Raw genomic sequence first — 13,289 nt, 5'->3', positions numbered from 1 at the left:
TGGATTCACAGTGAGGAATCACGTATATTTTATTAAATTTGTAGCTGATTAAAACTTAATTTTTATGTTAAAAAATACTGCCCTTTCGGAGACGCACATTGCTTTAGGAGCAAAAATGGTTCCCTTTGCAGGCTTCAACATGCCCGTACAATACACAGGCATCAATGATGAGCACGAAACAGTTCGCACAGGTGTAGGAGTTTTTGATGTAAGCCACATGGGTGAATTCATCCTAAAAGGGGAAAAAGCCCTGGATCTACTTCAAAAAATCTCTTCCAATGATGTGTCAAAATTATACGATGGCAAAGTTCAATATGCTTATATCCCCAATGAAACTGGCGGTGTAGTTGATGACTTCCTAACATACCGTATAGACGATAAGACATATTTTTTGGTTGTGAATGCGTCAAATATTGAGAAAGACTGGAACTGGATCTCCAAATACAATACAGCTGGTGTGGAGATGAAGAATATCTCTGATCAAACCTCCTTATTCGCGGTACAAGGTCCTAAGGCTGCAGATGCACTTCAATCGCTTACCGACATCGAATTAGCTCCAATGGAATACTATACCTTTGCAAAAGGTACATTTGCGGGCGTAGAGAATGTGTTGGTTTCTGCAACAGGATATACGGGAGCTGGAGGTTTTGAAATCTATGTGGCCAATGAAGATGCCCAAAAAGTATGGGATGCTATTTTCGAAGCCGGTAAAGCTTATGGAATCAAACGTATTGGTTTAGGTGCCCGTGATACTTTACGTCTAGAAATGGGTTTCTGCCTATACGGAAATGACATCGACGATAATACCTCTCCTTTAGAAGGCGGTTTAGGCTGGGTAACGAAGTTTACAAAAGACTTTGTGAATTCTGCGGCGCTTAAAGCGGAAAAAGAAGCTGGTCTAAAGAAAAAGCTCGTTGGTTTCGAAATGATTGACAGAGGCATTCCTCGTCATGATTACGAAATTGTTGATGCTGATGGAAATGTAATTGGACGTGTGACTTCAGGTACACAATCACCAACATTGAAAAAATCAATCGGTTTAGGTTATGTGGACACAGCCTTTTCAAAAGACGGCACCGAGATCTTCATTCTGATCCGTAATCAAAAAATAAAAGCAAAAGTAACAAAACCACCATTTGTGAAGTAATAAAAAAAGCCTGCTTAAAGCAGGCTTTTTTTATTACTTCTTCTTTTGTTTTGTAATAAGTTGTTGTTTACCGCTTTCTTTTTGCTGAATAAGTGATCGAACCCGTTTGCTTAAAACAACACGGAGATAGATCAAAACCACCAAAAAGGCGATGGATAATCCCGTTACCAGCATGTTGCCGGCCTTATACCCTTCAAAACCACTGTAAACTAAAAATACAATAGCCAAACTCAACACTATATTTAGAAAAAAATACTTTAACATATCACTTTTTTATTAATCCCAATACCCGCTGTCTCCATCCGCCAAAGAAATAGAATGCTCCACCAACAATGTTTAATAAAACAATCGTCAAAGCCATCAGCATCCTTTCTGTGTTAGAAATTGTCCTCGAAAGCATGATTTCCCGTAGAACCAATATTACCCATAGGAGAGACAATAGAATGGAAAGGCTACCTAATATGGGGAATATACCAAGGTTAAATAATCGCGCTAAAATAGCTACGCTATAAAAAGCAAGACTAAACAAGAAAGCTTGCTTAGTCTGATGCTCCAAATTTTTCATCTTAATAAACGTCTAACTCTGGATCGATTTCCTCTTTCCAAGCTAAAATTCCGCCTTTTAAATTTGCAAGATTGTCAAAACCCTGTTGTTCCAATAACATAATCGCCTGTGCAGAACGTTTTCCAGAACGGCATTGTACGATAACAGGTTTATCTTTCGCAATCTTATCAGCTTCGATCAGTATACCTGAAAGTGGAATATTCAATCCATTTAAATTGGATACTTCATACTCAAAGGATTCACGAACGTCTATCAACTGAAAATCTTCGTTGTTATCGATTTTATTCTTTAATTCTTGTACAGATACTTCTTTCATTTTCAAACAATTTAATAGTCAAATATACTACATTTTTTCCGAAAGTGTTCGCTTTCCTGGATGCTCAAAATCAGTCGATGTTGCTAAGAGTAGCCTCAATTTTTAGTGTATTAACGGCATTAGAAATCTTAGATGGGTTTTGCCTGTCATCGGATCATTTGAAATGGATCATTTTAGGAAGTTTATTGTCTGCACAATTCGCTTGTAGAATTTTCCTTATCTTCACCCAGACTTTACTAAGCTTTATATGAATTCAATACCTAAAATTATACTGTCTATATCTTTACTTGCACTCTCGGCAGTAAGCTATGGACAGCAAGTTATTTCCGAGCAGGAACGCCAAGATGTGAGCCGCATACTCAATACCCTAGCCGCTGACGATATGCGTGGGAGATCGGCTTTGACAAAAGACATCGAACCAGCTGCAGATTTTATCGCTGCCGAAATGAAGAGAATAGGCCTTAGCCCCTACGCAGAACAAAATTACAGGCAAACATTCCAATTGGATAAAATCTCTCCGGTAAGCAAATCCGCAACCATCAATAAGCAGCTGATCCCAGCTGACCATGTTATTTCACTTGGAAACCACGTTGATTTACAGTGGGATAATCGAAGTAGCCTTAACATCGTCGAAATAAAATCGGGCGATGATTTTGCGAAAGTATTTAGAGAACATTCTCTAGCCAAAGAAAATACACTTGTATTGGTAGACCCCTCCTTTGAAAGCTATTTTGTGCGTTTTGGTCAAATGCTCAACTCTCCTAAATTTATAGAGGACCCCTCCAAACAAAAACCATCAATTGTCTACCTTTTAACAGCGGAGAAACCCCAAACTTTTCAAATTCATATTGAACGGAAGCTTCAAAATTTCCCCTTGTTTAACGTGGCAGGAATAATCCCCGGGAAAAGTAAACCGAACGAATACGTTATCTTTTCGGGACATTACGATCATATTGGCATCCTTCAGGCAGTAGGCCAAGATTCTATTGCCAATGGCGCCGATGACGATGCCTCAGGTGTGACCGCAATGTTAACCCTGGCAGATTACTACAAAAAACAAAATAATAATGAAAGGACCCTTATTTTCGTCGCTTTTACGGCAGAAGAACTGGGCATGTATGGCTCAAAATATTTTTCCAACCACATCAATGCTGACCAGGTAGTCGCTATGATCAATATGGAAATGATCGGAAAAGATTCCAAATTCGGTCCCAATACAGTGTATATTACAGGATACGATCAGTCGAATCTTGGTGAATTAATGCAGGAAAATTTAAAAAATACAAATTTCCGATTCTATCCTGATCCATATACCAAACAAAATCTCTTTTATCGAAGCGATAATGCGGTATTGGCAGCCAAAGGTGTGCCTGCGCATTCATTTTCAACATCCCAAATGGATAAGGATGAATATTACCATACCGTAAAAGATGAAGTGTCTACATTGAATGTTCAGAATATCATTTCCAGTATAGAAGCGATCGCCATAGGCACCTCCGGAATTGTAACAGGCAAACAAACACCTTCACGGGTCGAAAAACTAAAAGATTAGGCGACAGGCCTAAGCTTTTACTTCTTTTTGCATGACATAATCGTTTAGAACATAATCATAATAAGGAATATCAATCGTTTCAATGATCTCAAAGCCCTGCTTCAAATAGAAATGGTAAGCAGGGTTATTTCTATTTACGTTCAATTCAAGAATCCCTTTACCCTTTAAGATGGTTTTTTCTGAAGCGAAGTCTATCAGCGCCTTTCCGAAGCCTTTTCCTTGCACATTGGGCATCAAATAGAGCTTTTCAATACGTACACGATCCTCAAGAGTTCGCAAGGCAATAAATCCCTGACCCATACCATCTTCTTTCAAGACATAAAAAAATTGGCCATTAACCATACTTTCTGCAAGTCCCTCAACGGTATAGCTTTTTTCGAGCATAAAGTCAATTTGATCTTGTGAAAGTATCTCTCCATAAGTAACAGGCCAAATACTATGCGCCATATTTGAAATGCTTCTGATATCGCTTTGTTCTGCCAATTCTATTGTTATCATGCAATCTTTTCTCCTATTAAAATGTATTTTATATGGGAAAATTTAAGGACAAATAAGCCGTCTTTTTCCATTTCGTATTCGTTGTCATTGATCTTAATCAAGCCTTCGTGCGTGTTTTTTTCATCAGCATCAAGCCCCTCAATTCGGATTCTTTCCCCTGTAGGCTTCCATTTGGTGAAGCCTGTTGTCACAAAACAATAGCGAACTCCTTTAGAGATAAGCACAATATTAATCTGCTCCAGATAGGGCTGGTAATAAGCCACATCAAGCTGATCAGTCAGGATATTCACCGCTTTGTATTGATGTGCTATCAGGTATTCTATAGCCGTCTTTAGAAAATCATTATCATAGGAAATGATCTTTAAATTTTCCTGTGAATCGTTAATGGATTTTTTTGTAAAAACGATATCGAACTTATAACCACGCGCATCCAATAAATCGATGGTTTCCGCCTCAATGACAATTGTGGGGCTCCATTCCAGCAGCTGCCCCAAGCCCTCTTCGTCGATGAGGAAAAGGTCTTCAATCAGTAATGCAGGTTCCTGATTCTCTCGAACAATGTGATGAGATGACATATATAATTTAATAACCGAGCCTACGCAAGGTAATGTATGCCATCAACCCCGTACTAATCTCCAAAGAAGTCTCATCCACGTCAAAGGTCGGCGTATGGACAGCTGAAGAGATACCACGTGCTGCATTACCTGTACCCAAACGATAGAAACAAGCATTAATTTCTTGTGAATAATAGGAAAAATCCTCCGCGGCAGGCCATAGATCTAAGTCTACCACATTTTCCTTACCGAGATACTCTTCTGCAAATGTCCGTGCACTTTTAGTCAATTGGGGCTCATTGATTAGAAAAGGATAGCCCTTACGGACTTCAAATTCACAAGTCGCTCCCATACTTTCAGCAATGCTCACAGCAATCTTTACCATGCGCGCATGTGCTTCAGCACGCCACTCCTCATCAAATGTGCGAAATGTACCTTCCAGATAAACCTGGTCAGGAATAATATTTGTAGCTCCGTTGGCCATAATCTTTCCAAAAGATAGCACAGTCGGTGTACGTGGATCTGCAAAACGACTAGCAATCTGCTGCAAAGCGGTAATGATCTGTGCTGTAATAACAATTGGATCAATATTTTGATGCGGGTGCGCACCATGCCCGCCCCTGCCTTTGACTGTCATAAACAGTTCATCGCAGGAAGCCATATATTTTCCCTCACGGAAACCAACCTTGCCTACCTCAATAAGGGGCATCACATGCTGACCTATTATGGCTGAGGGGGCAGGATTCTGCAAAGCGCCCTCTTTGATCATTAAGGAAGCTCCTCCTGGCAAGCGCTCTTCGCCAGGCTGGAAGATCAATTTGATCGTTCCTCCAAATTCGGCTTTTAGGCTATTCAATATTTTAGCTGTCCCCAAAAGTGAGGAGGTATGTACATCATGGCCACAGGCATGCATCACTCCTGGGGTGTTGGAACCATATGAACGCCCCTCCACTTCTTGAATTGGTAAAGCATCCATATCTGCGCGCAACGCGATAACTTCATCTGAGGGTAGGTCACCTTTGATTAAAGCGACAATCCCCGTATCAGCTTTAGCCTCATAAGGAATTCCCAATTCATCCAATTGCTTTTTTACAAATGCCGAGGTATTGTATTCTTCGAAGGAAAGTTCAGGATTCTGATGAAGATGTCTACGGTTGGAAACCGTATCTTCAAAATATTGATGAGCTAAGGCCAGGACTTTTTCTTTCGTACTTGCCATAAGGTTGATTGATTTATTGATATACAAAAACGTTCTCTGAAAAAACAAAGACGTTGCTAAAATATTGACGTAACTCGCGCATGAAGGCATTTGCTTCAGAGCGACTTCTAAAATCACCTACCTTGACGCGATAATTGGGTTCATCATAGGTGATATAAGTATCAATATCTTTATACATACTTCGGAAACGTGTCTGCTCCGAAAATGCCTGATTCCGATTCGATCCAGCAAAGATCTGTACACGGAATCCCCTTACTTTGACCCGCGTCGCCGCTGAGCGGACGATGGGTTTAGCAGGAACTACTGTCGCTTTGCTTTCGACAGGATTGATCCCCATAGCTGCCCTGAAATTTTGAAGCTGTGTAATCAATGAATCTTTGGTTACAATTACTCCACCTTTTTCTTGTGCGTTTACCTGAACTAGCGCAAACAACACAAGTGCATGTATGAAAATCAATCCTCTCTTCAGCATAGTTTAACCTTTCTTATCGATTAGTTATTTGCGCCGTGGCAATTTTTATATTTTTTTCCTGAACCACAAGGACATTCGTCATTGCGTCCAACAGTATTCTCGTTACGAACAGGTTCTTTTGGACCTTCATTCACATCCTCCTCACTCACACCTGTAGGCGAAGCCAATTCAGCTTTCGTTTCAATCGTTTTTACTGGAGCCTGCTGTACTTGTCTCGCTTGCATAGAAGTCGGTTCTTGACCAGGGATCTCTCCTTTGAAAATAAAGCTAACGACATCCTTATTCATTGAAGCCAACATCGATTTAAACAAATCAAATGCCTCCATTTTATAAATGATAATCGGATCCTTTTGTTCATAAACAGCATTTTGAACCGATTGTTTCAAATCATCCATTTCACGCAGGTGCTCTTTCCAAGCCTCATCGATTAATGCCAATACGATTCCTTTTTCAAAAGATTTGAAAACTTCTTTACCGTTGCTTTCGATGGCTTTTTTCAAATTCGCCGAAACTTGAATGCCACGGATACCATCCGTAAATGGAATAACGACATTTTCGACGATCTGACCTCTTTCCGCATACACATTATTCAATACAGGAACTGTCAAAGCACCAACGGCCTCAATTTTATGGTGGTAAGCGTTAATTGCATGCTCAAAAAGACGATCAGTCAAGCCTTCAACTTTACCCTGTGCAAATTCTTCTGCTGTAATTTCTGGTGTGATCGCAAAAATACGGATTACTTCGATTTGGAAATCTTCGTAATTACCTTGCTCTTTTGCTTCAACGACAATTTCTTCTGCAACATCAAAAATCATGTTGTTCAAATCCACGTCTAAACGTTCTCCAAACAAAGCATTTTTACGTTTCGAATAAATTACGGTACGTTGGGAGTTCATTACATCATCGTATTCCAATAGACGTTTACGGATACCGAAGTTATTCTCCTCCACTTTACGCTGTGCGCGTTCGATGGATTTGGTCAACATACTATGTTGCATCACCTCGCCCTCTTCAACACCCATTTTCACCATGATGTTAGAGATTCTCTCTGAAGCGAATAAGCGCATCAAGTTATCTTCCAAAGAAACGAAGAATTGCGAAGAACCTGGATCTCCCTGACGACCGGCACGACCACGTAACTGACGGTCAACACGACGAGATTCGTGTCTTTCGGTACCGATAATGGCAAGACCACCAGCTTTTTTAACTTCTTCGGTCAATTTAATATCCGTACCACGACCAGCCATATTCGTCGCGATGGTTACTTGTCCTGGGCGTCCAGCTTCAGCGACGATATCAGCTTCTTTTTGGTGTAACTTCGCATTTAATACGTTATGCTTGATCTTACGTAATTGAAGCATACGGCTCAATAACTCCGAAATTTCAACCGATGTGGTACCGACCAATACTGGCCGTCCCTGCTCTGTCAATCGTTGGATTTCTTCAGCTACAGCATTGTATTTTTCACGGGCCGTACGATAGATCAAATCTTGACGATCATCACGTTGGATTCCACGATTTGTCGGAATTTCTACCACATCCAATTTGTAAATTTCCCAAAGCTCACCGGCCTCTGTCGACGCTGTACCCGTCATACCCGAAAGTTTGTGGTACATGCGGAAGTAATTTTGCAATGTAATCGTTGCGTAAGTTTGTGTCGCATCTTCTACTTTCACATTCTCCTTTGCTTCGATCGCCTGGTGCAAACCATCTGAGTAACGACGGCCATCCATGATACGACCTGTTTGCTCATCGACAATTTTCACTTTACCTTCATCAACGATATATTCAACATCATTTTCAAACAAGGTATATGCTTTTAACAACTGGTTGATCGAGTGGATACGCTCTGCTTTAATCGAATAATCGCGCAACATATCTTCTTTCTGAGCTGCCTTTTCTTCCAAAGTCAACGAAGACTTTTCAATTTCGGCAATCTCAGTACCAACATCCGGTAAAATAAAGAATGAAGGATCTTCGCCTGTTGCTGTAATCAACTCGATACCTTTTTCTGTCAATTCTACTTGGTTGTTCTTTTCATCAATCACAAAATAAAGTTCTGCATCTACTTTAGGCATATTTTTATTTTGCTCTTGCATATAGTAGTTTTCTACTTTTTGTAAGATCGAACGATTAGCGCCTTCGCTTAAGAACTTGATTAATGCTTTATTTTTAGGCAAACCTCTGTACGCTCTTAATAATGCCAAACCGCCGCCTTCAACGTCAGAATCACCTGCCGCCAGCGCTTTTTTAGCATCATTCAAGACGGTATTGATGTACGCTTTCTGTACATGCACCAAACGCTCGATACGTGGTTTTAATTGGTAGAATTCGTGTTCATCGCCACGAGGAATCGGACCTGAGATAATCAATGGTGTACGGGCATCATCAATCAATACGGAGTCAACCTCATCGACCATGGCAAAGTGTAATTTTCCTTGCACCAATGCGTCCGGAGTCTGAACCATATTATCACGTAGATAATCGAAACCAAACTCGTTATTCGTACCATATACGATATCCGATTGATAAGCTTTACGACGTTGCGGGGAATTCGGCTGATGTTTATCAATACAGTCAACAGATAGCCCATGGAACTCAAATAACGGAGCATTCCACTCCGAGTCACGACGAGCAAGGTAATCATTCACCGTTACAATGTGTACGCCTTGACCAGAAAGAGCATTTAGATAGGTCGGTAATGTTCCTACCAACGTTTTACCCTCACCGGTTGCCATCTCGGCAATTTTACCACTGTGCAATACAATACCACCGATTAATTGGACATCATAGTGTACCATGTTCCAAGTGACCTCAGTACCTGCAGCCATCCATTTGTTTTTCCAAATCGCCTTATCACCATTGATGATAACGTTTGATTTGTAAACAGCCAATTCTCTGTCAAAATCGTTGGCAGTAACTTCTAATTCTTCGTTTTCTGTCAAACGTCTTGAAGTTTCTTTTACCACGGCAAATGCCTCCGGCAAAATATCCTTCAATACCTCTTCCAACTTCTTGTCACGGTCTTTGGACAATTTGTCCACTTGCTCGTAAATAGAAGTTTTCTTTGCCATATCGTCCTCGTCTTGATCCGCTTCTTTTTTAAGCGTGTCAATTTCTTGGTCAATATCGGCTAGGTAATTTTTAATTCTTTCTTTGAAATCAACGGTCTTGGCACGTAACTCGTCATTGGTTAGATTTGAAAGCTTCTCATATTCAGCTTTGATTTGGTCTACCACAGGCTGAATTCCCTTGATATCTCTCTCGGATTTACTTCCAAATAATTTACTTAAAAACTTTAACATAATTTTTTTTCTATCTCAACTTAAGATTTTGTACAATAATGACTCCAAAGTAAAATTGCAGACAATTTGACACTAATCGGGCAAATTTAGTTATTAGATATGATATCTAACAGCTTACATCCATTTTTTTTACGTTATTTTTATTGAAAATGTCAGTTCCTTACAGCCTGCAAGAATCCTCTACCTATTTATCCCCTTTTACGCCATCTTGACGTGAAGTTTTTCTGAGCAATATGAGCTTTAAACCGACAGTCAATTTATGATAAAAACAACTTACGGTCTGAATGCGGAATGAATCCCAGTTCCTGTGCCTTTTCAAACATCTTCGTAATTGCATCACGTCCTTCAAGCCCCAATGCTACTGAATATTTATTGACATAAAGTTCAATATGCTTGTACATCACCTCTTCACTCATTTCCTGTGCATGTGCACGAATGAATTCAAGCCCAGATTTCGGATTGGCAAATGCAAATTCTACACTTTCTTTCAAAATCGTATTCAACGTCTCCTTCACTTCTTGTGGCAGACTACGTTTTACGACAATTCCTCCAAGAGGAATCGGAAATTTTGTCGTCTTCTCCCAATACTCACCCAGATCCACCACCTTATGCAGTCCTTTTTCGGCATAGGTGAACCTATTTTCATGAATAATCAACCCTAAGTCGATGGATCCATCCAGTAAAGCTCCTTCAATATCCGAAAAAACAAGTTCTACTTTATTTTTTAATTCGGGGAATGCCAGGCTTAACAAAAAATTAGCCGTGGTATATTTCCCTGGATACCCTACTTTCAATTGATCAAACCCATCTAAACTTTCGGCCCGATCTAATTTTTGCTGCAGCAATTTTGCTAATTTCGGATCCTTCGTAATCAGCATAGGCCCTACACCAAATCCTAAAGCACTCCCTGCATCGAGCAACTCATAATCTTCAACAGCGTAGGCAAAGGCATGATAGCTCAGCTTGGTAATGTCAAGATCGCCTTGAAAAGCTTTCAGGTTCAAGGTCTCCACATCTTGATATTCCACCTCAAAATCCAGTCCTTTGGTATCTATCTTATGATGAATCAATGCATCAAAAATAAATGTATCGTTTGGACATGGAGAAAATCCTAATGTTAATTTCATGTTGTACAAAATTTTTCCCGTCGGTCAGATGGGGTTTATGAATTTTAATCAAACTGTAATTCTATGCGTGATCAGGTATAGTATCATAGCCAAAAAAGTACTTGCAATAATTCCTTTTCCCAGGTGATCTTTCCCCGATCGATACGCAAAACGTAAAAGCACTAAATTAACCAATACAGCTATAGTGTAGATGGCCATAGGCTTCTCGGGTAAAAAATGAAGTTCAAGATCCGTAAAACGTACTAAAATATAAGCCAATACTGGAGATACAATACCGATACCCAATCCGATCCAGCTATTATTTTTCACGTTTATCGCCTCCCCTTGTATTTCCCAAATGATCAAAGCTCCATGAATTCAATTCTGGAATGGCGTGATGTGCCGTCATATCGAACTGTGTCGGAACGACAGATACATAACCATTGGCCAATGCAAAACTATCGGTATCTTCTCCTCTGTCCTGCAAGACAAATTTACCCGTTGTCCAATAATAATCACGATTGTGTGGATCAATACGTTCATCAAATTCTTCTACCCAATGTCCTCCTGCCTGTCGGCAAATTTTAATACCTTTAAAACCTGCTGTTTGGGGAAAATTAACATTCAGCAATGTATTTTTAGGGAGACCGTTAGCCAGCACCTGCTCGGCAATAGAAATCACGTAGGGTCTGCAATAGCTAAAATCCGCATCGTGAGAAAAATTATCAAGCGAAAACCCCACAGAAGGAATCCCTTCAATGGCCCCCTCTACCGCAGCAGACATCGTACCGGAATATAAAACATTGATTGAATTGTTGAGCCCATGATTGATCCCCGATACACATATATCAGGCTTTTGCCCTTTAAAAACTTTATTTACAGCAAGTTTTACACAATCTACTGGCGTTCCTGAACACTGGTACATTTCAACCCCTTCATATAAATTGATTTTATCCAAACGTAGTGGCCTACCAAGTGTAATGGCATGCCCCATTCCAGATTGTGCCGAATCAGGAGCAACGACAACTACATTTCCGATTTTCTGCATCTCTTCCAACAGCACCTTAATACCTGGCGCTGTAATACCGTCATCGTTAACAACTAAAATATTGGGTTTCATATGTAAATAATTTGCTTTTTAGATGGTCATAAGGGACCCCCAGTCCTCTCGGTCCGTGTTTATGCGTTTAGAATATGGGAATTTCTTCTTTACCATACACGAAGTTAGTAAATCTGAAACCGAGATGTAAATAATATTGACACAACAGTTAATTATTATCTGCAAAGGCCGCACATTAGGACGCCAAACAGTAAAAGCAACTGTGGAAAACAGCGGTTCAAACGAACACATGGAAGTCGGAAAAGAGCGATGAGATTTGGGCGCATCAAATGAGGATCAGATGGTGACCAAATTCGATGTTTTGACAGTGCTTGTTCAGTGCTCGTTCAGTGCTTGTTCAGTGATCATTCAGTGAACACTGAAGGAATACTGACTGATTACTGTTTAAAAATTGGTTAAAAACTGTTATTAAGTAGAATTTGGTCGAAGTATATTGCAGTCATAATAGCCATGTCGATTATCTTAAAGTTGCTACCGCTTTCGGAAAACCAACCGATCACTACGACATCGTTTGCGTAAGATTGTATCGCAATTGACAAATATTAGCCCTAAATTTAGCATTCAAACAAAAATAATAATTCAGTTATGAGCATTAATTTTGAATCCCGCTATGCAATAGGGCCAAAGGAATACAAAACTTTAGATACACAAGGATTAAGGGAGAATTTTCTAATTGAAACAGTTTTTGAAGCAGACAAAATTAATTTTGTCTATAACCACTACGATCGCTATATGGCCGGTGGAGCAATGCCTGTAAGCTCAAAAATCAAATTAGACACCATTCCCGCATTATTAAAAGAACCTTACTTCCTTTCTAGAAGAGAGTTGGGTATTATCAATGTCGGTGGGAACGGTCAAGTCGAAGTTGACGGCATTATTTATGATCTCAATACCAAAGAAGCCCTTTATATCGGTCAAGGTGCTCAGGAAGTTTATTTTTCAAGCCAGGATGCTGCAAAACCAGCAAAATTCTATTTAAACTCTACACCTGCACATTGCAGCTATCCAACTAAAAAGGTAACGAAAGAAGATGCGAATAAACTAGAATTGGGTTCATTGGAAACTGCCAACCACCGTACGATCAACCAGATGTTATTGAACAAAGTGGTACAAACCTGCCAATTACAGATGGGCATGACTGAGTTAAAACCCGGATCTGTATGGAATACAATGCCATCCCACACCCACGATCGTCGTATGGAAGTCTATTTCTACTTTGAATTACCTGAAGGTCAGGCTGTATCACATTTTATGGGACCTATCGATGAAACCCGCCATATTTGGATACACAACGATCAGGCTGTAATTTCACCGCCATGGTCAATTCACTCAGGAGCTGGAACGTCCAATTATACATTTATATGGGGAATGGCAGGTGAAAATTTAGATTATGATGATATGGACAAATGTGCCATCACAGAATTGAAGTAAT

Annotated in this window: 14 protein-coding genes; 3 read left to right on the top strand and 11 right to left on the bottom strand. The window is 40.0% G+C overall.

All coding sequences use genetic code 11. The annotated features are described in order from the left end of the window. Positions 1–64 precede the first annotated feature (64 nt). Positions 65–1,147 carry a glycine cleavage system aminomethyltransferase GcvT gene (gene gcvT, locus B3297_RS22465; RefSeq protein WP_286779525.1) on the top strand — a complete coding sequence of 361 codons (1,083 nt, stop codon included), beginning with the start codon at positions 65–67 and terminating at the stop codon, positions 1,145–1,147. Between the two features lie 33 nt (positions 1,148–1,180). On the opposite strand, the gene B3297_RS22460 is transcribed toward gcvT, so the two are convergent. Genes B3297_RS22460 through B3297_RS22450 form a run of 3 tightly spaced genes read right to left on the bottom strand, consistent with a single transcriptional unit; the run spans position 1,181 to position 2,028 of the window. Next, the gene (locus B3297_RS22460) at positions 1,181–1,411 is read right to left on the bottom strand and encodes a DUF6358 family protein (RefSeq protein ID WP_070562589.1); all 231 of its coding nucleotides are present in this window, start codon (positions 1,409–1,411) and stop codon (positions 1,181–1,183) included. A 1-nt stretch (position 1,412) separates the two neighbouring features. Next, complete coding sequence (locus B3297_RS22455; protein ID WP_046672585.1) at positions 1,413–1,712, bottom strand: hypothetical protein; 300 nt, start codon at positions 1,710–1,712, stop codon at positions 1,413–1,415. Position 1,713: 1 nt separating this feature from the next. Next, positions 1,714–2,028 (bottom strand): rhodanese-like domain-containing protein, encoded by a 315-nt coding sequence (locus tag B3297_RS22450; protein WP_070562591.1) that lies wholly within the window; start codon positions 2,026–2,028, stop codon positions 1,714–1,716. Positions 2,029–2,275: 247 nt separating this feature from the next. Between B3297_RS22450 and B3297_RS22445 the strand changes: the two genes are divergently transcribed. Then, positions 2,276–3,580, top strand: coding sequence for a M20/M25/M40 family metallo-hydrolase (locus B3297_RS22445; RefSeq protein WP_286779524.1), 1,305 nt, complete (start codon positions 2,276–2,278; stop codon positions 3,578–3,580). Between the two features lie 9 nt (positions 3,581–3,589). Here the strand turns inward: B3297_RS22445 and B3297_RS22440 are convergent, their stop codons facing one another. The 8 genes from B3297_RS22440 to surE form a co-directional block, all read right to left on the bottom strand. Then, entirely contained in the window at positions 3,590–4,078 is a 489-nt protein-coding gene (locus tag B3297_RS22440) for a GNAT family N-acetyltransferase (RefSeq protein WP_286779523.1), read from the bottom strand. Beyond that, positions 4,075–4,653: a hypothetical protein gene (locus B3297_RS22435; protein ID WP_070562597.1), complete on the bottom strand. Its 579-nt coding sequence runs from the start codon at positions 4,651–4,653 to the stop codon at positions 4,075–4,077. The genes B3297_RS22440 and B3297_RS22435 overlap by 4 nt, the downstream gene beginning before the upstream one ends. Before the next feature lie 7 nt (positions 4,654–4,660). Next, positions 4,661–5,851, bottom strand: coding sequence for a M20 metallopeptidase family protein (locus B3297_RS22430; RefSeq protein ID WP_070562832.1), 1,191 nt, complete (start codon positions 5,849–5,851; stop codon positions 4,661–4,663). Between the two features lie 13 nt (positions 5,852–5,864). Then, positions 5,865–6,323 (bottom strand): SPOR domain-containing protein, encoded by a 459-nt coding sequence (locus B3297_RS22425; protein ID WP_046672580.1) that lies wholly within the window; start codon positions 6,321–6,323, stop codon positions 5,865–5,867. Between the two features lie 20 nt (positions 6,324–6,343). Next, the gene (secA, locus tag B3297_RS22420; RefSeq protein ID WP_286779522.1) at positions 6,344–9,631 is read right to left on the bottom strand and encodes a preprotein translocase subunit SecA; all 3,288 of its coding nucleotides are present in this window, start codon (positions 9,629–9,631) and stop codon (positions 6,344–6,346) included. Between the two features lie 257 nt (positions 9,632–9,888). Then, positions 9,889–10,758 (bottom strand): menaquinone biosynthesis family protein, encoded by an 870-nt coding sequence (locus B3297_RS22415; RefSeq protein WP_070562601.1) that lies wholly within the window; start codon positions 10,756–10,758, stop codon positions 9,889–9,891. Positions 10,759–10,806: 48 nt separating this feature from the next. After that, a complete protein-coding gene (locus B3297_RS22410; RefSeq protein ID WP_070562604.1) occupies positions 10,807–11,067 on the bottom strand; it encodes a hypothetical protein in 261 nt (86 codons plus the stop codon). Beyond that, positions 11,057–11,857 carry a 5'/3'-nucleotidase SurE gene (gene surE, locus B3297_RS22405; protein WP_046672576.1) on the bottom strand — a complete coding sequence of 267 codons (801 nt, stop codon included), beginning with the start codon at positions 11,855–11,857 and terminating at the stop codon, positions 11,057–11,059. Before surE ends, B3297_RS22410 begins: the two co-directional genes overlap by 11 nt. Positions 11,858–12,442: 585 nt before the next feature. Between surE and kduI the strand changes: the two genes are divergently transcribed. Further along, positions 12,443–13,288 (top strand): 5-dehydro-4-deoxy-D-glucuronate isomerase, encoded by an 846-nt coding sequence (gene kduI, locus B3297_RS22400; RefSeq protein WP_286779521.1) that lies wholly within the window; start codon positions 12,443–12,445, stop codon positions 13,286–13,288. Position 13,289 lies beyond the last annotated feature (1 nt).

The organism is Sphingobacterium sp. UBA3519, assembly GCF_002377215.1.
GTDB lineage: Bacteria > Bacteroidota > Bacteroidia > Sphingobacteriales > Sphingobacteriaceae > Sphingobacterium > Sphingobacterium multivorum.
This window is presented reverse-complemented; position numbering and strand designations above follow the sequence as displayed.